The 24,912-nt window shown below is 58.5% G+C and carries 26 protein-coding genes; 7 read left to right on the top strand and 19 right to left on the bottom strand.

Annotation, left to right across the window (positions count from 1 at the left end):
* Positions 1-90: 90 nt before the first annotated feature.
* The gene (locus LA304_RS12755; protein ID WP_224503707.1) at positions 91-546 is read right to left on the bottom strand and encodes an Lrp/AsnC family transcriptional regulator; all 456 of its coding nucleotides are present in this window, start codon (positions 544-546) and stop codon (positions 91-93) included.
* 178 nt (positions 547-724) lie between these two features.
* Positions 725-1,165: a large conductance mechanosensitive channel protein MscL gene (gene mscL / locus LA304_RS12750; RefSeq protein WP_224503543.1), complete on the bottom strand. Its 441-nt coding sequence runs from the start codon at positions 1,163-1,165 to the stop codon at positions 725-727.
* 157 nt (positions 1,166-1,322) lie between these two features.
* Here mscL and LA304_RS12745 point away from each other — a divergent pair, with 157 nt between their 5' ends.
* Positions 1,323-2,045, top strand: a complete 723-nt coding sequence (locus LA304_RS12745) for a glutathione S-transferase N-terminal domain-containing protein (RefSeq protein ID WP_224503542.1) — start codon at positions 1,323-1,325, stop codon at positions 2,043-2,045.
* A gap of 5 nt (positions 2,046-2,050) precedes the next feature.
* On the opposite strand, the gene LA304_RS12740 is transcribed toward LA304_RS12745, so the two are convergent.
* From LA304_RS12740 to pyk, 8 genes are all read right to left on the bottom strand, one after another.
* Positions 2,051-2,638 carry a hemerythrin domain-containing protein gene (locus LA304_RS12740; protein ID WP_224503541.1) on the bottom strand — a complete coding sequence of 196 codons (588 nt, stop codon included), beginning with the start codon at positions 2,636-2,638 and terminating at the stop codon, positions 2,051-2,053.
* Positions 2,635-3,078 carry a YtoQ family protein gene (locus tag LA304_RS12735; RefSeq protein ID WP_263491412.1) on the bottom strand — a complete coding sequence of 148 codons (444 nt, stop codon included), beginning with the start codon at positions 3,076-3,078 and terminating at the stop codon, positions 2,635-2,637. The genes LA304_RS12740 and LA304_RS12735 overlap by 4 nt, the downstream gene beginning before the upstream one ends.
* 74 nt (positions 3,079-3,152) lie before the next feature.
* Positions 3,153-5,546, bottom strand: coding sequence for a phenylalanine--tRNA ligase subunit beta (gene pheT / locus LA304_RS12730; RefSeq protein ID WP_224503540.1), 2,394 nt, complete (start codon positions 5,544-5,546; stop codon positions 3,153-3,155).
* 15 nt (positions 5,547-5,561) lie between these two features.
* Positions 5,562-6,632 carry a phenylalanine--tRNA ligase subunit alpha gene (pheS, locus tag LA304_RS12725; protein WP_224503539.1) on the bottom strand — a complete coding sequence of 357 codons (1,071 nt, stop codon included), beginning with the start codon at positions 6,630-6,632 and terminating at the stop codon, positions 5,562-5,564.
* A gap of 134 nt (positions 6,633-6,766) precedes the next feature.
* Positions 6,767-7,129, bottom strand: coding sequence for a 50S ribosomal protein L20 (gene rplT, locus LA304_RS12720; protein ID WP_224503538.1), 363 nt, complete (start codon positions 7,127-7,129; stop codon positions 6,767-6,769).
* Between the two features lie 16 nt (positions 7,130-7,145).
* Complete coding sequence (rpmI, locus tag LA304_RS12715; RefSeq protein WP_224503537.1) at positions 7,146-7,346, bottom strand: 50S ribosomal protein L35; 201 nt, start codon at positions 7,344-7,346, stop codon at positions 7,146-7,148.
* Between the two features lie 124 nt (positions 7,347-7,470).
* Entirely contained in the window at positions 7,471-7,692 is a 222-nt protein-coding gene (locus tag LA304_RS12710; protein ID WP_224503536.1) for a hypothetical protein, read from the bottom strand.
* Positions 7,693-7,724: 32 nt separating this feature from the next.
* Positions 7,725-9,173 carry a pyruvate kinase gene (pyk, locus tag LA304_RS12705; RefSeq protein WP_224503535.1) on the bottom strand — a complete coding sequence of 483 codons (1,449 nt, stop codon included), beginning with the start codon at positions 9,171-9,173 and terminating at the stop codon, positions 7,725-7,727.
* A gap of 136 nt (positions 9,174-9,309) precedes the next feature.
* Between pyk and LA304_RS12700 the strand changes: the two genes are divergently transcribed.
* Genes LA304_RS12700 through LA304_RS12690 form a run of 3 tightly spaced genes read left to right on the top strand, consistent with a single transcriptional unit; the run spans position 9,310 to position 10,753 of the window.
* Entirely contained in the window at positions 9,310-10,080 is a 771-nt protein-coding gene (locus tag LA304_RS12700; RefSeq protein ID WP_224503534.1) for an N-formylglutamate amidohydrolase, read from the top strand.
* Position 10,081: 1 nt separating this feature from the next.
* Entirely contained in the window at positions 10,082-10,426 is a 345-nt protein-coding gene (locus tag LA304_RS12695; RefSeq protein WP_224503533.1) for a 5-carboxymethyl-2-hydroxymuconate Delta-isomerase, read from the top strand.
* A 12-nt stretch (positions 10,427-10,438) separates the two neighbouring features.
* Positions 10,439-10,753 (top strand): DUF1244 domain-containing protein, encoded by a 315-nt coding sequence (locus tag LA304_RS12690; RefSeq protein ID WP_224503705.1) that lies wholly within the window; start codon positions 10,439-10,441, stop codon positions 10,751-10,753.
* Here the strand turns inward: LA304_RS12690 and LA304_RS12685 are convergent, their stop codons facing one another.
* The 4 genes from LA304_RS12685 to dgcN all read right to left on the bottom strand — a co-directional run bounded on the left by LA304_RS12685 (position 10,754) and on the right by dgcN (position 14,879).
* Complete coding sequence (locus LA304_RS12685; RefSeq protein WP_224503532.1) at positions 10,754-11,878, bottom strand: AI-2E family transporter; 1,125 nt, start codon at positions 11,876-11,878, stop codon at positions 10,754-10,756. It lies immediately after the preceding gene.
* 130 nt (positions 11,879-12,008) lie between these two features.
* Positions 12,009-12,869 carry a D-amino-acid transaminase gene (locus LA304_RS12680; protein WP_224503531.1) on the bottom strand — a complete coding sequence of 287 codons (861 nt, stop codon included), beginning with the start codon at positions 12,867-12,869 and terminating at the stop codon, positions 12,009-12,011.
* 19 nt (positions 12,870-12,888) lie between these two features.
* Complete coding sequence (dgcA, locus tag LA304_RS12675) at positions 12,889-13,854, bottom strand: N-acetyl-D-Glu racemase DgcA (RefSeq protein ID WP_224503530.1); 966 nt, start codon at positions 13,852-13,854, stop codon at positions 12,889-12,891.
* A 23-nt stretch (positions 13,855-13,877) separates the two neighbouring features.
* Complete coding sequence (dgcN, locus tag LA304_RS12670) at positions 13,878-14,879, bottom strand: N-acetyltransferase DgcN (protein ID WP_224503529.1); 1,002 nt, start codon at positions 14,877-14,879, stop codon at positions 13,878-13,880.
* 406 nt (positions 14,880-15,285) lie between these two features.
* On the opposite strand from dgcN, the gene LA304_RS12665 reads away from it, so the two are divergent.
* On the top strand, positions 15,286-16,248 hold the full coding sequence (locus tag LA304_RS12665; RefSeq protein WP_224503528.1) for an L-malyl-CoA/beta-methylmalyl-CoA lyase: 963 nt from the start codon (positions 15,286-15,288) through the stop codon (positions 16,246-16,248).
* A gap of 249 nt (positions 16,249-16,497) precedes the next feature.
* On the top strand, positions 16,498-17,460 hold the full coding sequence (locus LA304_RS12660; RefSeq protein WP_224503527.1) for an acetyl-CoA carboxylase carboxyltransferase subunit alpha: 963 nt from the start codon (positions 16,498-16,500) through the stop codon (positions 17,458-17,460).
* 80 nt (positions 17,461-17,540) lie between these two features.
* On the opposite strand, the gene LA304_RS12655 is transcribed toward LA304_RS12660, so the two are convergent.
* The 3 genes from LA304_RS12655 to LA304_RS12645 are packed head-to-tail and all read right to left on the bottom strand — an operon-like array spanning position 17,541 to position 19,848.
* Entirely contained in the window at positions 17,541-18,233 is a 693-nt protein-coding gene (locus tag LA304_RS12655; protein WP_224503704.1) for a lysophospholipid acyltransferase family protein, read from the bottom strand.
* A gap of 47 nt (positions 18,234-18,280) precedes the next feature.
* The gene (locus LA304_RS12650; RefSeq protein ID WP_224503526.1) at positions 18,281-19,180 is read right to left on the bottom strand and encodes a cell division protein FtsX; all 900 of its coding nucleotides are present in this window, start codon (positions 19,178-19,180) and stop codon (positions 18,281-18,283) included.
* Positions 19,177-19,848, bottom strand: a complete 672-nt coding sequence (locus LA304_RS12645; protein WP_224503525.1) for a cell division ATP-binding protein FtsE — start codon at positions 19,846-19,848, stop codon at positions 19,177-19,179. Before LA304_RS12645 ends, LA304_RS12650 begins: the two co-directional genes overlap by 4 nt.
* 152 nt (positions 19,849-20,000) lie before the next feature.
* On the opposite strand from LA304_RS12645, the gene LA304_RS12640 reads away from it, so the two are divergent.
* Positions 20,001-21,056, top strand: coding sequence for a zinc-ribbon domain-containing protein (locus tag LA304_RS12640; RefSeq protein WP_224503524.1), 1,056 nt, complete (start codon positions 20,001-20,003; stop codon positions 21,054-21,056).
* A 10-nt stretch (positions 21,057-21,066) separates the two neighbouring features.
* Here the strand turns inward: LA304_RS12640 and LA304_RS12635 are convergent, their stop codons facing one another.
* A complete protein-coding gene (locus tag LA304_RS12635) occupies positions 21,067-23,568 on the bottom strand; it encodes a DUF4175 domain-containing protein (protein WP_224503523.1) in 2,502 nt (833 codons plus the stop codon).
* Positions 23,569-23,613: 45 nt separating this feature from the next.
* A complete protein-coding gene (gene lysA, locus LA304_RS12630) occupies positions 23,614-24,879 on the bottom strand; it encodes a diaminopimelate decarboxylase (RefSeq protein ID WP_224503522.1) in 1,266 nt (421 codons plus the stop codon).
* Positions 24,880-24,912 lie beyond the last annotated feature (33 nt).

Raw genomic sequence — 24,912 nt, 5'->3', positions numbered from 1 at the left:
TTGCCGCCTCCTCCCAAAGTCGGACCAGAAAAACCTAGCACAGCATCGGTCGGCACCCAAACTACGACCTTTGTCGCAATGCGCAATGCGTTAGACGGGCAGAGCCGTGGTTTTGAAGACGGTGCGCATCGCAAACGACGATTGCATCGTCTGAACTCCAGGCAACCTCACGAGCTGGCGATGCAGCTCCGCAAAGTGGTCCGTGTCCGCCGCGACGACCTTGAGAATATAGTCAGCTTTCCCCGCCATGAGATGACATTCGAGCACGTCCGGCACCTTCCGCACGGCCTTCTCGAAGGCCGCGAGAATTTCATCAGCCTGACTGGTCAGCGTGACTTCAACGAAAACCGTCGAACGACGATCGAGTGTGCGCGGGTCGAGCAGCGCAACATAATCGCGGATCACACCCTCGGTTTCGAGCCGCTGAACACGTCGATGGCACGCGGAACTCGACACATTAGCTTCTTGCGCAAGATCAGCGTTCGAAATCCGACCGCGCCGCTGCAAAATCCGTAAAATGCGGCGATCTGTTTCGTCCAATTTGATTTCCACGCTCAGTTCTCCCGTAAAAGTCCCCGATGGCGCACTCTTCTTTCAATTCTCAAAAATGTCCAGAAACCGCGACGGAAAGAAATGCCCTGTGCGTTCAATGATTGTGTGTCCCTCGTGGCTCCGGCCACAAAGATGGCTCGTTGCGCCTGCAGCGAGCCATCTTTTTTGGGTGTCACGCCTCTTTCTTCAGAGCGTCTCGAATTTCCAGCAGAACCTCCAGTTCTGTCGGCCCTTTGGGTTCTTCTGGCGCAGGCGCTGCCTCTTCCTCCGCAATCGCGGCATCTTTGACCTTGTTCACAAACTTCACAAGCATGAAGACAACGGCAGCGATGATCAGGAAGTTGATCACAGCCATGAGGAACGATCCGTAGGCGAAGATGGAGGCCCCTGCTTCCCGCGCCGCCTCAAGCGAGGTGCCACGCGCGACGTCTCCAGAAATCACGATAAAGCGGTTCGTGAAATCGAGACCACCCGTGAAAATCCCGATGATCGGATTGATTAGGTCCGCAACCATCGACTTTACAATGGCCGTAAAGGCCGCGCCGACGATGATCCCGACCGCCATGTCCATGACGTTGCCCTTGGCGATAAACGCCTTGAATTCTTTTAACATATCCAAAATCCCAGTTTTGTCCGATTGCGCCTCGAAAGACGGAGGCTCTCCACCTGCACACAGCCTACGGCATCGATGCACATACCTGAGTGTTTTTTTCTATCGGAAAATCCATACCTGTAAGGGGAATTCTCGAAATATTGCCGCAGGAAACCCGATGCCGAATGAACTCTCCCACCCGTTCAATGAACTCTCTCACCCGATCACTGAACGCTGGCCCGCACAGGACCCGCAGAAGTTACAGCTTTACTCGTTCCCGACACCGAACGGCGTAAAAGTCTCGGTCGCACTCGAAGAGATGGGTTTGGACTACGAGGCCCACCTCGTGACCCTCGCCGATGCAGACGTGAAAAGCCCCGAATTCCTTGCGCTCAACCCGAACAACAAAATCCCCGCGATCATCGACCCCAACGGCCCTGATGGCCAGCAGATCGAATTGTTCGAGTCCGGTGCGATCCTGATCTATCTGGCTGAAAAAACGGGTACGTTTCTCTCTAAAGACCCGAAAACCCGCTACGAGACGATCCAGTGGCTCATGTTTCAGATGGGCGGTCTTGGGCCGATGTTCGGCCAGCTTGGCTTCTTCTACGCCTTTGCCGGTGCAAAGATGGAGGACCCGACCGCACGCGATCGCTATATCGCGGAAGCAAAGCGCCTTCTGAACGTCCTAGAACAACGCCTTGAGGGGCGCGACTGGATCATGGGCGACTACTCGATCGCCGACATGGCGATTGCTCCGTGGCTGAATGGGCTCGCTTTCTACAAGGCCCTTGAGGTCACAGGCTATCATGACCTCAAGAATGTGCCTGCATACGTCGAACGCTTTTATGCCCGTCCGGCCGTTGCAAAGGCGAAAAACATTCCGCCGCGGCCGGAATAAGCACGTTACAACGCGTTGAAGAGGCCAAGCGCCTCTTCAAGCTCCACCTCTTCATAGCCAAAGTGGGATTTCACGACGGCTTCGAATTGCTCGAACTTCTCGACCGCCATTCTGTAGTGCTCTTCCGTCGGGTCTTGGACCAGATCGACTGCTGCCGAATAGAGATGCTCGATCAGCGCATGGATCACCTTGTGCTCTGCACGTAGCTTTGTAACCACCGCATTGATCCCCGCATGCCCCCCCGCTTCGACCCGCACAAAAGTGTCGTATTCTTCGATGTTATGGTGGCCGTTGATAATCTGACAGCTTCGCCCGCAGAGGTTGCCAAACGCCCGAAAGTTGCGTGTCATCGCCATCTCATCAAGCGCCTCACGCAAGGCACCTGGCTCTGCCCCACCCGTCTCAATCTGTGTGAGCAACCGCCGTGTCATCGCCAACTCGGACAGGTGCATCTTGTGAATCTCGGCGAGCATACGCCCCTGACGCCGATCCATATCTGTCGCGTCTTCAAGCTTCGGTGCTTTCGGCCGCTCCGCCTCATGAAGCGCCCCCAGAGCCTCCGTCACAGACTGCCACGGACCGAGACCACTCATGCCGGCAATTCCCCTTTAAGAACGTAGGCAAGGATTTGAACAACCTGCTCCGGCGTTTCCGTCACCGCGAGCGCCGCCGCATCGACCTCTTTCAACGCATGCTGATGATCCGCGCCATGCATCACAATGAGGGCTTTACCCAATGCCGCCGCATAGCCCGCATCAAACGCCGCGTTCCACTGTTTGTATTTCTCGCCAAACCGCACGACGACAACATCCGCCGCCTCAATCGCGGTGCGCGTGCGGATCGCATTCAACTTGGCACCCTTGTGGTCATGCCAGAACTTGTTGTCCTCCGCGCCCATGATCGTGACGCCACAGTCATCAGACGCCGCATGATCCGTCACGGGCGACGAAAATTCGACATCAAGCCCCTTAGCCCCCTCAACGATCTGATCGCGCCAATCAGTGTGGATTTCTCCGGACAGGTAAACTTTCATATCAATCTCCTTCAGACGTGAAAAAGGAGGCGCACGGCCCCCTTCTTCTTGGTTCAAATACTCAAATAGTGCGCTCAGCCACGCAGAACACCGCCGGTGGCCTTTTCGACCTTGGCAATGATTTTCTGCGACAACTCTTCAAGGTCTTTCTCCTTGAGCGTCTTGTCAGTCGGCTGGATGCGCACGGTGATCGCGAGAGATTTCTTGTCTTCGCCGAGCGACCCGCCGATGAATTCGTCGAACACACGCACGTCTTCGATGAGCGCTTTATCCGCCCCACCAGCCGCGTTCACGAGATCAAGCGCCTTGACGTCTTTATCGACGACGAACGCAAAGTCACGTTCGACCGCCTGAAGGTCATTGGTGAAGAACGCAGAGCGCGCGATCTTTTGCGACTTCGGCATCGGCGCTTCTTCGAGATAGACGGTAAAGGCGACAGCCGTCCCCTTCACGCCCAGAGCTTTGAGCACCTTCGGGTGAAGCTCACCGAATTCTGCGAGCACCTTCTTCGGACCAAGGCAGATTTTGCCCGAACGGCCCGGATGGAACCACGGCGAGCAATCGCGCAGGATTTGCGCCTTCGCTGGTGCGCCGATGGCAGCCAGAACAGCCTCTGCATCCGCCTTCGCGTCATAGAGGTCCACCGCGCGGCGTTCGCCGTGCACGTCTTTCGCACCCGTTGCACCAACGCGCAGACCGGAGATTTGCGCGCGCTGCTCACCCGGCTCACCGCCAAAGAACGCAGGACCACACTCAAAAAGCGACAAATCAGCGAAACCGCGCGCCTGGTTGCGCGTGGCAGCGGCCAGCAGGCCCGGAAGCAAGTCAGGGCGCATGTGGCTCATCTCGGACGAAATCGGGTTCTCCAACTGCGTCGCGAGGGACCCGCCACCGAACAGCTCAGCCGAGGCCTTATCAATAAAGCTGTAGGTCACGCATTCGTTGTAACCGAGACCTGCCGCCTGATGACGCGCAGCGGATTCGCGCACCTGCATCGGGGTCAGGATTTGCTTGGCCACACCGGACGGACGCGCCATCGGTTTCGGCTCGAGGTGCGTAAGGCTCTCAACGCGGGCAACTTCTTCCACGAGGTCAGCTTCGCCAAGAACGTCCGGACGCCAGCTCGGCACCTGCGCCATGTCACCGTCCATCACAAAGCCAAGGCTTTCGAGGATCGCAACCTGACGCTCGGCCGGAATGGTCATGCCGACGAGGCTCTGCACGCGGTCGGTGTCGAGGTGATAGGCGCGGGACACATCCGGCACTTCGCCAGCAACGACGGCCTCGGACGCTTCACCGCCGCAAAGCTCGAGGATCATCGCGGTCGCATCGTCGAGGGCCTGCATGTTGTAGGCCGGATCAATGCCGCGCTCGTTGCGGTAGCGGGCGTCAGAATTGATCTTCAGCGCGCGGCCACCTTTGGCGATGTCGAGCACGTTCCAGACAGCGGCCTCAACGAACACATCCACGGTGTCGTCAGAACAGCCGGTTTCCTCGCCACCCATGATGCCGCCGATGCTCTCGACCTTGCCGCCGGAGAAGATGCACATCGCGCCTTCGGGCATGTTGTAGACCTTCTCGTCAAGCGCGAGCAGCTCTTCGCCACCTTTCGCGCGGTCGATCACCAGACCGCCCTCGACCGTCGCCGCGTCGAACACGTGCAGCGGACGGTTGCGGTCGTAGGTGAAGAAGTTGGTCACATCGACGAGGATCGAAATCGGGCGCAGACCGATGGCGGTGAGACGATCCTGCAGCCATTTCGGCGAGGGGCCGTTCTTCACGCCTTTGATCAGACGGCCAGCGAAGACATAGCAGCCGTCTTTCGCCTCTTCGGTGATCTCGACAGAAATCGGGTTCGGGAACTTGGCGTCGACCGTTTCGACTTTGAGCGGTTTCAGCGTCCCGAGACCCCGCGCCGCGAGGTCGCGGGCGATGCCGTGGACACCAAGCGCGTCGGGACGGTTCGGCGTGATTGCAATCTCGATGACCGGATCAACCTTCGCCGGATCGTGCTTCGCGAGCCAGTCGGCGAACTCCATGCCGATCTCACCGTCTTCCAGCTCGATAATACCGTTGTGCTCGTCGGACAGCTCCAGCTCACGCTCGGAGGCCATCATGCCGTGGCTCTCAACGCCGCGGATCTTGCCGACGGAAATGGTGATATCGAGGCCCGGAATATACATGCCGGGTTTCGCGAGCACGGCGGTGATGCCCGCCCGCGCATTCGGCGCGCCGCAGACGATCTGGGTCATGCCCTCGTCGGTCTCGACCTGACACACCCGAAGCTTGTCGGCATCGGGGTGTTTCTCGGCCTCTTTGACCTTGACGAGTTTGAAACCCTTAAGCTTGTCAGCCGGGTTCTCAACGCCCTCGACCTCAAGCCCGAGATCGGTCAGCGCGTAAAGGATGTCATCGAGGCTCGCCTCGGTTTCCAGATGCTCTTTGAGCCAGGAGAGTGTGAATTTCATGTGTCTATCTCCTGCTTATCCGTGAATCCCGCCAGCCAGCGTTGGCGTGCCCAGAGCGCTAAAGCCGTAGTGACGCAGCCAGCGCAGGTCGCTGTCAAAGAAGGCGCGGAGGTCGGGGATGCCGTATTTCAGCATTGCGAGACGGTCGATCCCCATGCCGAAGGCAAAGCCTTGCCATTCTTTCGGGTCGATGCCGCCGGCGGTCAGGACTTTGGGGTGCATCATGCCGGAACCGAGAACTTCCAGCCAATCGTCGCCCTCGCCCACGGTCACGGTGCCGTTTTCCCATTTGCACTGCACATCCACCTCGGCGGACGGTTCCGTGAAGGGAAAGTGGGAGGCGCGGAAGCGGGTTTTGACCTTGGTGCCGAAGAAGGCGGTGTAGAACTCTTCGAGGACCCATTTGAGGTTCGCCATGGAGATGTCCTTGTCGATGGCCATGCCTTCGACTTGGTGGAACATTGGCGTGTGGGTCTGGTCGTAGTCGGAGCGATATACGCGGCCCGGCGCGATGATGCGGATCGGCGCGCCCTGTTTGAGCATGGACCGGATCTGCACCGGCGAGGTGTGGGTGCGCAGGACGTGCGGCGCACGCTCGTCACCTTCGGCTCGGGCCATGTAGAACGTGTCGTGTTCTTGGCGGGCCGGGTGGTTCGGCGCGATGTTGAGCGCGTCGAAGTTGTGGAAATCGTCTTCGATCTGCGGGCCTTCTGCGACGGCAAAGCCCAGATCGGCGAAGATCGCGTAAATCTCTTCGGAAACGCGGGAGATCGGGTGAATGGTGCCCTGCGGACGCTGACGACCCGGCAGGGTCACGTCGAGCCACTCTTCCGCCAGACGCGCATCCAGAGCGGCGTCTTCGAGCGCGATCTTTTTGGCGGCCAGCGCAGAGTTGATCTCGTCTTTCAGAGCGTTGAGTTTCGGTCCCATGACCTGACGCTCTTCCGGGCTCATCTTGCCCAGTTCGCGCATCTTGAGCGCCACTTCGCCCTTTTTGCCCACGGCCTGAAGACGGATGTCTTCGAGCGTGGCTTCATCACCCGCCGCGAGAATGGCGGTGAGGTATTTGTTCTTCAGATCGTCCATCCCGATCCCTCTTGTTTCTAGCCTGTCGGCGTTTCCCCCGCTTGGTAACACGAGAGGCCCAAAAGACAAGAAGCCGCGAGACCCCTATGAGGTCCGCGGCTTCAAAAATGCATGTTCTCTAGCAGTAAGAGAGCTTACGCGAGCGCGGCCTTCGCCTTTTCGACGATGGCACCAAATGCGTCCGGCTCGTGGATGGCGAGATCGGCGAGAACCTTACGGTCCACTTCGATGCCAGCCAGGGACAGGCCGTTGATGAATTTGGAGTATGTCAGCGCTTCGTCGTGCGAACGGACAGCAGCGTTAATACGCTGGATCCAGAGTGCGCGGAAGTTGCGCTTGCGCTGTTTACGGTCACGCGTAGCGTACTGGTTGGCCTTGTCGACGGCCTGAGTAGCGGTGCGGAAGTTCCGGGAACGGGCGCCGTAGTAACCTTTAGCGGCCTTCAGAACTTTCTTGTGACGGGCGTGGGTAACGGTACCACCTTTGGTGCGGGACATGTGTCTCTCTCCCTAATTAGCGGTTGTAGGGCATGTAGGACTTCACGATCTTCGCATCAGGTGCGGAGAGCGTGGTCGTGCCACGTGCGTCACGGATAAATTTCGTGGTGCGTTTGATCATGCCGTGGCGTTTGCCGGCCTGACCTGCTTTGACCTTGCCAGAGGCGGTCATTTTAAAGCGCTTTTTGGCGCTCGACTTCGTCTTCATCTTAGGCATTTCCATCTCCTTTGTTTCGATGGTTTATCGCGCGACTCGGCATGCCATACCGCCGGAAGCGCCCCATGAGCGCGCTCCATTACGCGCAAAACCTAAGTTTGACAAGTGTCGGGCGGGGGAATCTTTAAAAAATACGCCCCAAAACGCGAACAAGCGCGAGCGGTACGTCAGAGAGGCGATATCCGTCCGGATGCAGGACATACGCCGACGTCACAAGCACCCCTCCGACCACAAACATCCCCGCAGCAAAGCGCGGGAACTGGTCTTCGGAATAGGCCCGAACAGCAGACGGGAGCGCGAGTAAGATCAGCACGCTCCCGAGAACCAATATGAAATCGGTGTACATCACCAGTACCTGAATCGCCGAGGTTCCGGCAATTATTCAGGGTCGGTGTTGAAGATCAAGCGTTCCTCACAGGGCGCAACGCGCAAGATGTTCGTAGAACCGGCCTGATTGAACGGAATACCGGCGGTCACGACGATCTTGTCCTCTTCAGTCGCAAAACCGGAGGTACGCGCAGCACGGGCCGCATTGACCACGGCCATTTTGAAGCGCTCCACTTCACCGGTCATGACGCAGTGCATACCCCAGTATAGGCAGAGCTTGCGCGCGGTGTTGCGGCGCGAGGTCATGGCGATGATCGGAACATGCGGGCGTTCACGCGCGGTGAGCGCAGCGGTCGTGCCGGATTCGGAGTAACACACGATCGCCTTCACGTCGGTCGTTTCAGCGATTTCGCGCGCTGCGGACACGATAGCGTCGGCCACGGTTTGCTTTGCGATCCCTGCGCGCGATGCATCGAGAACGTCGCGATAGACCTGATCGCTCTCCACTTCGACCGCGACGTTATTCATCGTGGTCACAGCTTCGATGGGGTAGTTACCAGCCGCAGATTCAGCGGACAGCATGATCGCGTCAGCGCCTTCATAGATGGCGGTCGCAACGTCGGAGACCTCTGCGCGGGTCGGCATCGGGCTTTCGATCATGGACTCGAGCATCTGCGTCGCAACGATCACCGGCTTTGCGGCGTTACGACACTTGCGCGTCAGACGTTTCTGAATCGGCGGAACGGCCTGCACCGGCAGCTCGACACCGAGGTCGCCACGGGCCACCATGATCCCGTCGGACACAGCAAGAATGTCGTCGAAGCTTTCGACCGCAGACGGCTTTTCAATCTTTGCCAGAACGCTCGCACGGCCTTTTGCCAATTCCTTCGCCTTCAGCACATCTTCCGGACGCTGAACGAACGACAGCGCGAGCCAGTCAACACCCAGTTCACAGACGAATTCGAGGTCTTTGAGGTCTTTCGGAGAAAGTGCGTCGAGCGGCAGAACCACGTCAGGCACGTTCACACCTTTACGGTCGGAAATCGTTCCGCCGACGGTGACGACACAGTTGGCGTAGTCTTCGCCGCAGTCTTCGACCTTGAGGCGGATTTTACCGTCGTTGACGAGCAGGTTTGCGCCGGGCTTGAGCGCTGCGAAAATTTCCGGGTGTGGAAGTTGAACGCGTTCACCATCGCCAAGCTTGTCGTCCAGATCGAGGCGGAATTTGTCGCCCTCTTCCAGATCATGCGCACCGGACCCGAATTTGCCCACACGCAACTTCGGCCCCTGAAGGTCGGCGAGAATTGCAATCGGGCGACCGAGATCGGTTTCAATCTTTCGGATCATCGCATGGCGGACGCGGATTTCGTCGTGCTCACCATGGCTCATGTTCAGGCGGAATACGTCTGCGCCAGCTTCAACAAGCGCGCGGACAGTATCATAATCATTAGATGCGGGGCCCAGTGTGGCCACGATTTTCACATTCCGAAGGCGTCTCATACAGCCTTACTTCCTTTCGGTCGTTAAATTTTCGCGGTGGGCCACCCTCTCTATGGCGCAATATGCCTCACGCCGCAACTGGCCCTTTGACAAGAAAGCGCGTAATTGGGGGATGACACGCAAAGGTGACGCAAAAATGAACATTGCTCCTTTTCAAACAATTGGCAGCGCACGGCCCGGACGCTGGCTCATCACATGCGATCACGCGACCAATCGCGTGCCGCCGGAGATCGGCCCTGATCTCGGCATCGCGCCAGAAGATATGAACCGCCATATCGCCTATGATGTCGGAGCCCTCGGCGTGAGCCGCGCTCTGTCGCGCCACCTCGACAGCCCGATGATCCATACGGATTTCTCACGCCTCGTCATTGACCCGAACCGCGGCGAACAAGACCCGACCCTCGTGATGAAGCTCTACGATGGCACGATTATTCCGGCCAACCGTCACGCCGATGACGCAGAGGCCGAGCGTCGCCTCGACCTGTTCCATCGCCCCTATCACCAAGCCTACGAAGCCCTCTGCGCCCGGCGAGATGATACTGTCATTTGCTCTGTCCACAGCTTTACACCACAGTTACGCGGACGGCCGCGCAGGCCGTGGCAGATTGGCATCCTGTCGGCTTATGACAAACGCCTGACAGCCCCCCTCATCGACGCCCTAAAGCTCTCCGACACATTGCAGCACGAGGCCGAAAAACTCGGCGAGCGGCTCTGCATCGGCGACAATGAACCTTACGACGGACACTTGCCGGGCGATGCGATCGACACGCACGCACTCCGGCACGGACGTCTCAACGTCCTGATCGAACTCCGCTCCGACCTGATTGAAACGCCCGACCAACAAGAGCACTGGGCCGCTCTTCTCGCGCCCATCCTCACACAAACCCTCGACGCCACAGGACTTTGACATGCCCCGCATCGCGCTCGAATTCTCTGACGGATTGCAAGACACCCATGACATGCAGGCGATCTGCGACGCGCTGTTTGAGGCGCTGATCCAGGATCCGGAAATCTCGCCTGCGGCACTCAAGGTCCACGCCGCCCCCGTGCCCTATTGGCGGATCGGGACCGAACCCCAGACGTTCGCGCATGTGACCTTTTATCTCTATGCTGGCCGCGACGATGAGACCAAAGCGCGGCTCACGGAGATTGTGCTGACCACAATGAACACCCATATGCCGACCGTAGGGTCGCTCTCGGTCGATGCCCGGGACATGAACCCCGCCGCCTATACCAAACGCGTGAGAGGATAAGAGATGCACAAGATCGACCCGCAAACCATGATCGAGCTCGAAGCAGCCGCGTTTCGCACGCTGCGCGAACATCTCATGGAAAAGCGCACGGATGTGCAGAATATCGACATGATGAACCTCACCGGGTTCTGCCGCAACTGCCTCTCCCGCTGGGTGCAAGAAGCCGCAAACGAGCGCGGCATCGAGATGAGCAAGGAAGAGGCACGCGAACTCTTCTACGGTATGCCCTACGATGAGTGGAAAGCGCAGAGCCAGACCGAGGCGAGCCCCGAGAAACAGGTCGCCTTCGAGAAAGCCTTTGCCGAGAATGTCGGCAAAAAGGAGTGATCACCCACTCTCGCGGCTTTCCGAATAGGGCTTGAGGTCTGCGCCTCTCGCATCGGAGAGGAAAGCCGCGAAGGACTTCAGCGCGGGGATATTCTCACTGAAGGCGCGTAGGGTCACGAGGAGCGGAAGCGCGATCAGCATTCCGACGACGGACCACAGCCACGCCCAGAACATCACGGCCACAAAAACGACCACTGTGTTGATCCGCAGATTGCGCCCGACGAGCCACGGCGTCACGATCTGACCTTCAATTGACGTGAGCGTGAAATACACAGCGGCAACGATAGTCGCCGTTCCGAGATCGAGAGAGACGATCCCGACAGCAAAGGCAATCGCAACACCCACCATCGCGCCCACATACGGTACGTAGTTGAACAGAAAGCCGATGACCGCGAAGAGAAGCGGGCTCGGCATTCCAAAGGCCCACATCGCAATCCCGATACTGATGCCGAGACCGAGATTGATCAGAGTGATCGTGAGAAGGTAGCGCGACAGCCGCCGCTCCGTTTCGAAAATGATCCGCACCACGCGCGCCTTTTCGACACGCGTCGGCGCGACCTGAACGCTCTTTTCGAGGAACAAATCCCCCGAGGCGAGCAGGAAAAACAGCAGGATCATGGTGAAGACGAATTGTGCCAAGACCGCAGGCGTCGAGGCAACGACCTGCATGATGTAGCTCTGCGGCGTGTTCTCCTGAACGACCACTTGGCTTTTTGAGGCATCGGGGGCAGTGGCGCCGGTCGACACTGCGGGTTGCTGACGCGGATCTGTGGCTACCGGCCCACCGTCCATCACCTTATCGATCCCGTCATTGATTTTCGAAATCGTATCCGTGACGGGCTTTAGCTCTGACAGACGGAGTTCAACTTTGCGAAGAATCTGAGGCGCGTCCGATATCCATTCGCTCGCAGGCACCGCAACGGAGGCCGTCACAGTTAAAACCCCGAGCATGAGTGAAAACACGAGCGCGAACGCCGAGAGGGATGTCGGTATCCCGATCCTCTCCAACGAACGACGCAGCGGTGAAAAGACGAGTGCGAGAAGAACGGCCAAGACGACCGGCATGAAGAAAGCCCGTGCATAGGACAGGCCCGCAACGATCAGCGCGAGGAATATTCCCCACATCGGCATTCTTAGAGGATGGGAATGTCGGGGAGACGGCTCAACGTCCGGAGTCTTCTCCACCTCGCGCATTGTCATGATTGCCCCTCTCCGGTTTGACTAAGCAAACGCGGAAAGGGGCGAAATGTTCCGATTAGAGCGCGGTCTTCGGCATTTCTGCGATGTAAATCTCGCGCAGACGCTTGGCCACCGGACCCGGTTTGCCGTCACCGATTGCAACGCCGTCGATCTCGACGACCGGCTGGCTAAAGCCCGTAGCGGAGGTCACAAACGCTTCGTCGGCCTCTTGGGCCTCTGCGATGGTGAACGGACGCTCTTCGACTTTCATCTGGGCTTCTGCCGCAAACTTCAGGATCGCAGCGCGGGTGATGCCATGCAGGATGTCATTGGAAAGCTGACGCGTGATGATCACACCGTCTTTGACGATGTAGGCGTTGTTCGCGGAGCCCTCGGTCACAAAACCATCTTCAACGAGCCATGCATCAGCAGCGCCCGCTTTCTTCGCCTGCATCTTGGCAAAGGACGGATAGAGAAGCTGGGTGGTCTTGATGTCGCGACGCCCCCAGCGCAGGTCCTCCTGAGAGATAACCTTGATCCCGTTGTCGAGGTTCGCACCTTCGGTCAGTTTCTTCGCAAAGGTAAAGAGAACGATGCCGCCTTTGACCTCTTCCGGATCCGGCCAAACAAAGTCACGATCCGGACCAGCTCCGCGCGTGATCTGGAGGTAGATGCCGCCCTCTTCGAGATCGTTTTTCTCGATGAGTTGGTGATGGATTTCGAGCAGCTCTTCCATGGTCACAGGAGACACCATCTGAAGTTCGTCGAGGGAGCGTTGCAGACGGGCGGTGTGGCCTTGGAAATCGATGAGTTTGCCGCCGAGGACAGAGGTCACTTCGTAAACCGCATCCGCCATCAGGAAGCCACGGTCAAAAATCGAAACTTTGGCCTCGGTTTCCGGCAGGTATTCGCCATTTACATAGACGGTGCGAGTCATCTTGATCTCCTTAGTGACTTCAGCCCCAGAGGGCGCGCGCAGGGGGATGGACCCCGTCTGCGTCGAATTTCAGCGGTTCGTCACGGTCTTCGGCCAAAAGCAAAGGTCCGTCAAGGTCCACAACACGTGCGCCTTGCGCCACGATTGTGGCAGGGGCCATCGCGAGAGAGGTCCCAACCATACAGCCGACCATGATGCCATACCCTTCTGCCCGCGCCGCTTTGCGCAATTCGAGCGCTTCGGTAAGGCCTCCGGTCTTATCGAGCTTGATGTTGATCACATCATATTTGCCCACAAGATCGGGAAGACTTGCACGGTCGTGACAGGATTCGTCGGCGCAGACCGGAAGGGGTCTCTCAATCTCCGCCAACATGTCATCCTGCCCCGCCGGCAAGGGTTGCTCCACAAGCTGCACGCCAAGCCGCACCAAATGCGGCGCGAGGTCTGCGTAGACCTCTGCGGACCAACCCTCATTCGCATCCACGATAATTTTCGATTGCGGCGCGCCGCGACGGACGGCTTCTAGCCGCGCCATATCGTCGGGGGTGCCCAGTTTGATTTTGAGAAGCGGACGATGCGCGTGTTTCGCAGCCGATGCCTGCATCTCCTCGGGCGACGCCAAGGAGAGCGTGTAGGCCGTGATCATCGGGATCGGCGCGGGGAGATCAAGCATCTCCCAAACACGTTTTCCGGCTTTCTTCGCCTCAATATCCCAAAGCGCACAATCCACCGCATTGCGCGCCGCACCCGGCGCAAGCGCATCCTGCAACTCCGCCCGCGTGATGCCAGCGGGCAGAGCTTCAATCTCAGCCGTCACACTTTCGAGGCTCTCTCCGTAGCGGGCATATGGGACGCATTCGCCCCAGCCCTGGTAGTCGCCATCCGAAACTCGGACAGTGACGACCTTTGCCTCAGTGCGCGATCCACGGGAAATGGTGAACACTTCCGCGAGGCGAAAGCTCTCTTGTGTGACGCTCAGTTTCATCAGGTCCTCCGTCGCCGTCTGTATTACAGCTCGGCGAGCGCATCAGCCAGACGATCCGCACCCTGACGGAACGGGTCGACAGCAGGAAGGCCCATTTCGGCCTCTACTTTGCCGAGGTAGGCAATCGCCTCGTCCTCGGACATGTGCTGCGTGTTCACGGAGATGCCGACGACCTGACAATCCGGGTTTGCGACCTTTGCGAGGGTCAGAGCGGTGTCACGGAGCGCTTCGAGGCTCGGCAGGCTGTAGCCCGGAAGGCCGCGCATGTGCTCACGGGTCGGCTCGTGGCAGAGAATCAGCGCATCAGGCTGACCACCATGCACGAGGGCCATTGTCACACCGGAATAAGACACGTGGAACAGGCTGCCCTGACCTTCGATCAGATCCCAGTGATCCGGATCGTTGTCCGGCGTGAGGTATTCGATGGAGCCGGCCATAAAGTCGGCGACAACTGCATCGAGCGGCACACCGTCACCAGTGATCAGAATACCGGTCTGGCCCGTGGCGCGGAACGTGGATTTCATCCCTTTGGCGCGCATGGATTTGTCCATCGCGAGCGCGGTGTACATTTTCCCGACCGAGCAATCGGTGCCAACCGCGAGACAGCGCTTGCCGGTCCGTTTCACACCGTTCGCGATGGGATATTTGACGGAAGGAACGCGCACGTCGTGCAGCTGGCGACCGCACGCTTTGGCGACGGCAGCAAGGTCTTCCTCGTCGCGCAGCAGATTGTGCAAGCCAGAGGCGAGGTCAAACCCCTCTTCGAGCGCTTCAACCAGAACCTTCTTCCAAGCCGGAGAAATGATGCCGCCGCGGTTGGCAACGCCGATGACGAGGGTCTTCGCACCCGCTTCTTTGGCCGCTTTGAGGTCCATGTCGGGCAGCTTCATGTCGGCCTTACAGCCTTCCATGCGGTATTGGCCCAGTGCATATTCGGGGCGCCAATCCTTGATGCCTTGCGCCACTTTGGCGGCGAGTTGGTCAGGGGCGTCTCCGAGGAAGAGCAGGTACGGTGTCTCGATCATGGCAGCATTCCATCTGTCAGAAGGGATAATTTCCCACAGTCTGATCGAGATTCGCCGCAAGGTGCTCCGCATTTCATGTCACAGATACTGACGTGATGGCAATTTCTCCCGATTTATGGCGTATTATCGGGAGAAAAATTCACATGATGCGAATTTAATCAGTTTGAAAACTCTTCAAACCTTAATTTCACGGGACACTAAGCCCTACGATCGCGCACAACCCATCTCGGAGATCGCCTTCAGAAGAGTCGTCCCCCACGCAAACGCGACCCCGCGACACAGGACGCCTCGTCCTCGGTCCCTGTGCACTCTTTCTGCAAGCGCGAAACAAGTATTGCATTAGACTGCGCAAGATTATATCGGTTACGAACAAAAATTCGTAACATCCTTATCAGGAGGAGTCTGGATGTCCTTCCGCCTTCAACCCGCCCCCGTAGACCGCCCGAACCGTTGCCAACTGTTCGGCCCCGGCTCGAACACCAAACTTTTTCCGAAAATGGCGGCATCCGCGGCGGATGTGATCAACCTCGACCTCGAGGACTCGGTCGCCCCTTCTGACAAAGACGCAGCGCGCGCGAATATCATCGAAGCGATCAACACCATCGACTGGGGTAAAAAGACGCTAGCGGTGCGGATCAACTCGCTCGATACGCCGTATTGGTATCGCGATGTTGTCGACCTTCTGGAGCAGGCCGGTGAGCGCCTCGATCAGATCATGATCCCGAAAGTGGGCTGTGCGGAGGACATCTATGCTGTCGACGCTCTGGTCACCGCAATCGAAGCCGCGAAGGGCCGCACCAAGAAAGTCGATTTCGAAGTCATCATCGAATCGGCTGCTGGCATTGCCCACGTGGAAGAGATCGCCAAAAGCTCCCCGCGCCTCGTCGCAATGAGCCTCGGCGCAGCCGATTTCGCGGCCTCCATGGGGATGCAAACGACGGGCATCGGCGGCACACAGGAAAACTACTACATGCTGCATGGCGACACCCGTCACTATTCCGATCCGTGGCACTGGGCGCAGGCCGCAATTGTGGCCGCCTGCCGCACGCACGGAATTCTGCCAGTCGACGGACCTTTCGGCGATTTTTCCGATGATGAAGGCTACCGCGCGCAGGCCCGTCGCTCTGCGACACTCGGCATGGTCGGCAAGTGGGCGATCCACCCGAAACAGATTGCTCTCGCAAACGAAGTCTTTACTCCGTCCGAGGAAGCCGTGACCGAAGCACGCGAGATTCTCGCGGCTATGGAGCAGGCAAAAGCGAATGGAGAAGGCGCAACTGTTTACAAAGGTCGCCTCGTCGACATAGCATCCATCAAACAAGCGGAAGTGATCGTGGCTCAGGCCGAGCTGATCGCGTCCAACAGCTGATTTGCCTCCGGTTGGAAGGGAGGAGCCAACCGTTGAGGTAATTGCGCCCCGGATTTATTTCCGGGGCGCTTCTTATTTAAGTCAGCTCCAAGTCAGGCATCTCGGAGAGGCAGGCCCTGTCACAGGCGCTGAATTTCTCAGCCGCGGGACGCGCGCGAACTGTGTCAGGGCTGCACTTTAACGCTCTCGCATTGCATTTGCCGTTCCATGCATCCATATACGGGTCCAAGACCAGTGCCGGAGACATTCATGACCCACTATCTCGAATTCGAAAAACCGCTCGCGGAGATCGAAGGCAAAGCCGAAGAGCTTCGGGCGCTCGCGCGCTCAAGCGAGGAAATGGATGTCGAGAAAGAGGCAGCCGCCCTCGACAAGAAAGCAGCTGACATTCTTAAGGACCTCTACAAAGGTCTGACGCCGTGGCGCAAATGTCAGGTGGCGCGTCACCCTGAGCGCCCTCACTGCAAAGACTACATTGAGGCGCTGTTCACCGAATACACCCCGCTCGCAGGCGACCGTAACTTTGCGGACGACCATGCTGTGATGGGGGGTCTGGCACGTTTCAATGGCCAGCCCGTCGTCGTGATCGGTCAGGAAAAAGGCCATGACACGACCTCGCGTATCGCACGCAACTTCGGCATGGCGCGTCCTGAAGGCTACCGCAAGGCCATCCGTCTCATGGATATCGCGGACCGTTTCGGTCTGCCAGTGATCGCACTCGTCGACACGCCGGGCGCATATCCGGGCAAAGGTGCCGAAGAACGCGGACAGTCTGAGGCCATCGCGCGCTCCACCGAGAAATGTCTGAACCTGAAGGTTCCGATGATCTCTGTCATCATTGGTGAAGGTGGCTCTGGCGGCGCCGTCGCGTTCGCCTCTGCCAATAAGATCGCGATGCTTGAACATTCGGTCTACTCTGTTATCTCGCCGGAAGGCTGTGCCTCGATCCTTTGGAAAGACGCAGAGAAAATGCGCGAAGCCGCAGAAGCGCTTCGCCTCACTGCTCAGGACCTGCATAAACTCGGTGTGATCGATCAGATCATCCCGGAACCGCTCGGAGGCGCCCAACGCGATGCTGACGCTGCGATCACCGCTGTCGGGAAAGCCATTCAGGCGATGCTCACCCCCCTGCTCAAGCAAGAGCCGGCACAAGTTCTACAGGACCGTCGCAAGAAGTTCCTCGACATGGGGTCCAAAGGTCTCGCGGCCTGATCCCTATCCGCAGCACATTCAATGCAAAAGGCCACGCATCATCAGCGTGGCCTTTCTCATTTCTAGGGGTGTGAACTAGGTCAGTCCTTTGCGGGTAACTCAAACCCGGCCTCAAGCATCAGCTTATCGGACGCAGTTTCGACGGCCTCTTCAAGCTCTGCCATCATCGGCTTGATCTCTTTGCCCGCCTTGATGCGCGGGAGGAATTCCACGACCGCCAAACCCGGCTTGCGGTAGACCCCGTGGCGCGGCCAAAAGACGCCAACATTGGTCGCTGCAGGCACAATATCCTGTCCCGTTTGCTCATAGAGAACACCGGAACCGATCTTATAAGGAAGGCTAGCTCCCGGCGCGACGCGCGTGCCTTGCGGGAAAATGATCAACTGGCCGGGCAACGAGGCGCCAGAGCGAACATCCTCGACCATTTTCTTGATCGCCATACCGCGTTTGCCACGATCCACAGCCACGCAGCCAATGCGTTTCGCGTAGTAACCAACGATTGGGGCCCAGATGAGCTGCTTCTTCATGATGAACTTCGGCCGCGGAACCGCAGACACGATCAGGATAATGTCGAAAAAGCTCTGATGCTTCGCCCCGATCAGAACCTCATCGACCGGCACCTCACCACGGATTTCGGACTTTAGCCCAGCAATCCATTTCGCGGAAAAACGCACCCACTGACAATAGGTCCAACATGCGGTGTAGGCATACTTGCGGCTCATGATGACGAAGGGCGTGAACACAATCGCCAGCACCATCATCGCCAGATACATCTGGATCACAAAAATCAGCGAGAGGGCCCACTGAATTGGATAGGGTCTCACATCAACCTCCGCAGTGTTTTACCGGCCGCGATACGCGTCGCGATGAAGGCCACAAGAGCGGCCAGAACAGGGATTGTCAAAGGCCAGATCCAGTCGAAACCGACAAACCCCAGACCGGTGAGAAAGCCTCCTTCGTCCTGCACTTCGGGCAAGAGCGCAATCGCGATCATCCCGAGGGATGTTCCGATCAAAGCCCCTGAAAAGCCGCGTAGCGTGAAGCGACGCACAAACGCACCGGCAACAAAACTGTCTGTTGCACCTACGAGCCGCAAAGTCGCGATGACGCGGCCGTTCGCGGCCAACGCAGCATTTGCGGCGAGTGTGATCATACCAGCCGTCACTCCTGTGATCAAAATGAGCGAGATGACAGACAGCACGCCGAGACGCTCAGCTGCGCGCAGCAGAGGCCTGCGCCAGCGGGTGTGGTCATCAAGCACGGCCGCAGGCACTTCCCCCGCCAGCCGGAGGCGCAGACCCTCACTATCGTAGCCCTCTTCGGTCTCGCGCACGTCGATCAGAACCGGCAGAGGGAGAGTGTCGAGCGGCAGGGACGGACCAAACCAAGGCTCAAGAAGCGCACGCTCTTCTTCGACGGTTAAGACGCGCGCCTCTGCGACACCGGGCGTCGTTTCAAGGACGGAGAGCGCCGCAATCACCTGCGCGTCGACCTGCCCCTGCGGCGCTGAAATACGAACGGTCGACCCGCGCGCCAACTCGTTCCCCCAGCGCTCGGCCAAGCGGCCCGTCGCGAGCGACAACGCGAGTGCAAACACTGCCAGAAATGCCATCGCGGCGGATGTGATCAGAGTCAGTTGAGCCGTGACGCCCGACGGCGGAACGACGCTATCGGATCTTCGGTCGGAGATGATGGCCCACGAGAGCGACAGCAGCTTCATAGATCTGCCCCCGCCTGCTGAATTGTTCCGTTCGCGATGCGCAGAACACGCGCTTGCACCTGCGATTTCGCCTGTCGGATCAAATGCAGATCATGTGTCGCGATGACGACCGTTTTGCCCATTTTGTTCAGTTCGATCAGGAGCTGGAGCAGACGCAAAGACATGTCCCAATCCACGTTACCGGTAGGCTCATCCGCGAGAATGATCTCCGGCGACATGATCACCGCACGCGCCAACGCGGCGCGCTGACGTTCGCCCCCGGAGAGTTCAGGCGGCAATGCGTTCGCCCGTTCGGCAAGACCGACCCAATGAAGAAGATCATCAAGATCCTGCGGTTGTTGCCGCCGCCCTGATACGCTCACTGGCAAGGCCACGTTTTCCGCCACACTCAGGTGATCAAGAAACTGACAATCCTGATGCACGACACCGATGCGGCGACGGAGATTGGCAACATCATCGCGCTCCATCCCGCGCGCATCCTGATCGAAAATCGAGACGCGGCCTTCGGTTGGCTGAAGCTCGCGATAGCAGAGTTTCAGAAAGGTTGTTTTGCCAGCTCCGGAAGGGCCTGTGAGAAAGTGAAACGATCCCGGAGAAAGAGTCAAAGACATGCCGGACAACAATTTTCGTCCGCCATATCCATAGCCTGAATTATGAAATTCAATCACGCGCAGCCCCATTTTGTCGCGACAGTTTTGCCTCAGAGATCAAAAGCTTTCAATCCGATCGTCGCAAAAACATGGACAATCTGTTCAGGACCGTTAAGAATTGCGGAAAACACCATGATTATCATGGACTTCATTTGTTTGCGGGGGACCGAATGCGCCTGATTTGCCCGAATTGTGGTGCTCAATACGAGGTAGACGCACGCGTCATCCCAGCCAAGGGGCGCGATGTTCAATGTTCGAACTGTGGTCAGACATGGTTTCAGAACGCGCCCGAGGCGGAACTGCCGAAAGAGCCTCTCGCTAGCAGCGCGGAACCTGAGAAATATTCGGAAGAGGCAGCTGTTGCTGCGATCTCCGACCCTGAGCCCGTGCCAGAAGCGGCGCCGGAAGAAGACCCGATCCTCCCGCCCGAATACATTCCTGACGAAACACCCGTCGAGGAGCCTGAGCCGGAGGTAACTTTCGCGGAGGGCTACTTTGACGCACCGGCGGAGGAGCCCGCCGCAGAATTCGAAAGTGTGCCGGAGGTCGATGATAGCTTTGAAGGCACGACGTCGCTGGACGACGACTTCGAAGACTTCGACGACGACGAAGCCACCTTTGAGCCGAACGCACCGCGCCCGCAACTTGATGATAGTGTGCGCGACATTCTGCGTGCTGAAGTCGAGTTTGACCAATCCCTGCGGGAGACGGAAGAAGATGCTTCCGCTGACCTCCCTGATGCCACATCCGACGAAGACACAAGCTCTGTCAAATCGAGCCTTCGTGACCGGATGGCCCGGCTGAGAGGTGTGGACCCGACCGAACCGTCTGAGCCAGTCGAACCTGAACCTGGGGCGCCAACACCTGTGAAGCCACGACGCGCCAAGAGCCGTGATGTTTTCCCGGATATTGAAGAAATCAACTCTTCGCTCAGCTCGTCTTCGGATCGTTATGAAGACGGAAGGGTCACGCTTGATGATGAGACTGACGCTGCCGAAGGCCGTTCGGGTTTCCGCAGAGCCTACTCTGTTGTGATCCTCATCGTTGTCCTGCTCGTCGCGCTATATGCGTTTGCTCCGATGCTTGCGGATAAAGTTCCTGCCCTGACACCGGTCCTCTCGGCCTATGTCGGGGTCGCGAATGAATTCAGAGCTTGGCTTGATCAGCTCCTGACGGGAGCGAGTGTGCGTCTGAATGCGTTCCTTATCGAACTCAACGCAGACTAATTCGTAGCACTCAGAACTGATCTAGCAGGCGGTTGAGATAATCGCGCTCTTCGCGATCCCGTGTCTGGTCCTCCGCACGACGCTCGATTTCATCGAGTAATTCCTCTGCACGACGTGTGGCGTCATTGCCCCCGTAAAGCGGATCGTCAGAGCCATACTGCGCGGAGTCGCCAGAGTTGCGGCCGAGCGGATCACGCTGATTACCATCACTAGACTGCTGCCCGCCCGTTGTCCCATCCTGTTCACCGTTCTGCTCATTCTGAGCTTGCTGGCGCTGCCCGAGACGGCGCATGCCTTCTCTCAGGGCTTCCATGGCCTCCGCCTGACTGTCGAGCGCGCCTGACAGATCGCCTTCTTCCAACGCGTCCGCAGCATCGTCCATCGCGCGGTCGGCACGTTCAAGCGCACCGCCGACGCCTTCTTCATCGCCATCCTCATTCCCGCCGGGAATTTCGTTGCGCCGCTGTCCAAGTAGATTTCGAAGGGCTTCTTGACGCTCAGAGAGGGACTGAGCGTAACCTGTTTCACCCTGACCCTGCTGTTGTTGACCTTCGCCTTGCTCGCCCAGCCCTTCAGATTGGCCCTGTTGCTCCTGCCCCTGGTCAAACTGGTCCTGCAAATCAGAGAAGGTGTCATCGTTGAGCTGCTGCTGATCTCGGAGCATATCCTGAAGACCCTGCATTCCCTCGCCGCCCTGACCCTGTCCGGGATTCTGGGTCACGCGCAGGTTCTCGAGCAACTGGGCCAGCATATCCATAAGCTGCTGTGCTTCGGCCATGCGGCCCTCTTCCATCAACTCCTGAATCCGATCCATGAGCTGTTGGATTTGATCGCCAGTAATTTCTTGGTTTTGCTGATCAGGCGTGTCGGTGCCGTCGTCTTGAGGACCGTTTTGCTCCGCAAGCTGCTGGATATAATCGCGCGTAGCCTCACGCAGTTCCTGCATAAGTTCCTGAATTTCCTCGGGCGTCGCGCCATCCCGCATCGCTTGGGAGAGCCGCTCCTGCGCCCGTTGCAACCGTGCGAGCGCCTCTTTGAGTTCACCGTCCTCCAGTTCGAGCGCAATATCCCACAGCTCCGCTGAGATTTCCTCGACCTGCGTATCCGTCAGCGCTCCCTCGCGGCCCTCAATTTCTCCGATCACACCACGCAGGCGACGGTAGGTCTGCATATCGCCAAAAACCTGTGCGGGATCGACCGAAACAGCCCTCAAGACCTGCGCAGTACGCGTCGCATTTTCGCGGTTCCACAAAAGCTCGCGCCGTTGATCCACGATCGCCGCCGCCAGCGGGTCGAAGAAGCGACGCGTTGGCAGAATTGCTTGCGCGACGGACGGGACACTTTCCTGTCCGGCTGCGTCCCACGCGGAAAGAGATAGGGATACGGGCAACCCCGCAAACGGATGCAGCGCTAAGTTCTCTGCGATTCGCCCCTCAAGCTCGGTCCGGTCCCCAGTTTGCGGCAGGCTCACGGGAATTTCGATTGCGGGGCGATCTTCTGGATCGATGACATACCCGTAGCGCCGCTCCATCGCCGCCGGATCACGCTTGATTGTAAGTACGGCTCGTGTGACGCCGAAGTCATCGGTCACGCGAAAGGACTGCCGTGCTTCTCCCGAAGGCGCACGTGTCATACCCTCGACCAGTTCCGCGACCGGAGCCCGATCCGGCTGTAGCGCGACTTGCCAAAGCCGCCCTGTTGGGCCGTCAATCTCGATCTCCCCCGCCTGCTGCACGGCAAAGTCCATCGCCGCGACATCGTCGCCGGACACTGTCTCTTTAAGTTCCAGAACGCCGTCTTCGCCATAGAAACGCAGCGTGACATCGGACCCCTTCGGCACGTCGAAATCGCGCTCCAGATCGCCGAGATACAGTGTTGGCTTTTCAGAGTAGGTGGGCGGGCGTATCCAGCCCTCCCAAATCGGGCCTGATGCCAATTCATCGGCGCGCCCACCGATATCCGCCAAACTTTGTGTCCGGTCGAGAGATCCGAATACGAGCCCCATTCCGAGAACCGTCAGAGAAATTAAACGCAGCGCATAGGGGTCTCGGTCCGACAGCCGCGCAAAAGGGGCGACAAACGAAATTCCCGCAAGCCTCGCAATCATTTGCGTCCGATGAGCGTCCCAGATTCGTTCAGAAGCCGGGTCACCGGCACCCGCCAATGGCTGATCGCTCAAGGCCTGCAGCGGTCGGCCCGGAAGAATTTCATCGACACGGCGTGTCACCTCGGGGCGGGTCGGCAAATGAAGCCGGCGGAAGCCGGTCCAGAGAGCTATGAGAAACAGAAGGGCAAAGACACCGAGCGCGAGGCGCAACCCCAAGAGCGGCAGATGATCCTGAACGCCCAAAAGCGACAAACCACCTGCAACGCATATGAGTGAGAAAAGCGGCCAGAATGCAAAGGCAGCGCGCTCGAAGACAAACCCGAGCCACGTCAGCCCGAGAGATCGCCGGACCCGTCGGGCCAGCTTCTCATCAAGTCGGTCATAGAGATTTTTGTCAAAACCCATGTTGCGCGCCCGGCTTGTTTGCACGGGCCGCAAGCGGGCCGCGCGTCAGATCCACTCAGGGATGCTATCGCGGTTTATCATCTCTTCAAAGGACGGTCTGGCCCGGATGACAGCGAATTGATCATCTTTCACCAGAACTTCGGGAATGAGCGGACGGGAGTTATACTCCGACGCCATCACCGCGCCGTAGGCCCCCGCAGAACGGAATGCCACAAGATCGCCTTCGCCCAACTCCGGCATATCGCGCCCTTTTGCGAAGGTGTCACCCGTCTCACAAACCGGCCCGACGATGTCCATTTTGGTCTGCTCGACACCTGCCTCGGCCTCGACAACCGGAATGATGTCGTGGTGCGCGTCATACATCGACGGGCGCACGAGATCGTTCATCGCTGCGTCCACGATCAGGAAATCACGGCCCTCGCCGTGCTTGAGATAGATCACCGAAGACACGAGAATACCCGCGTTGCCAGAGATCAGGCGGCCCGGCTCGATCTCGATCTCACATCCGAGATGGCCAACAGTGCGCTTGACCATCTCGCCGTATTCCACAGGAAGCGGAGGCGCTTCGTTCGAACGCTCGTACGGAATGCCGAGACCACCACCCAAATCGAGGCGACGGATGTTATGCCCGTCGGCGCGGAGCGTCTCGGTCAGTTCCGCAACCTTTGTGAAAGCAAGTTCAAACGGCTCCAGCTGCGTCAACTGGGATCCGATGTGCACGTCGATGCCGACCACGTCTATACCGGCCATTTCACCGGCGCGCTTGTAAACGTCGCGGCAGGTCGCGATGGGAATACCAAACTTGTTCTCTGACTTGCCCGTCGCGATCTTTGCGTGGGTTTTTGCATCCACATCCGGGTTCACGCGCAGCGCAATCGGCGCCTTGACCCCGAGAGACACGGCCACTTCGTTGAGCGCTTCAAGCTCTGGTTCGCTCTCCACGTTGAACTGACGGATGCCGCCCTCAAGCGCCACGCGCATTTCATCGCGTGTTTTGCCAACCCCGGAAAAGACGATGCGATCACCGGGAACACCCGCCGCCTTTGCGCGCAGGTATTCACCAATGGAGACCACATCCATACCGGCACCGAGTTCGCCCATGAGCTTGATCACAGCCATGTTCGAGTTCGACTTCATCGCGAAACAGACAAGATGGTCCATCCCGTCGAGCGCCTCATCAAAAAGTTTGAAGTGACGCGTGAGTGTCGCGGTCGAATATGCGTAGAACGGTGTGCCGACAGCGGAGGCGATCTCCGTCACAGGGACATCTTCAGCGTGGAGAACGCCGTTACGATAGAGGAAGTGATCCATGATGTTTTCTCGGGCCTATCCGCAGGGTGACAC

The organism is Celeribacter litoreus (genome assembly GCF_020165855.1).
GTDB classification, from domain to species: Bacteria; Pseudomonadota; Alphaproteobacteria; order Rhodobacterales; family Rhodobacteraceae; genus Celeribacter; species Celeribacter litoreus.
Note: the sequence above shows the minus strand (reverse complement) of the source record. Positions and strands in the feature narration are given on the sequence as shown.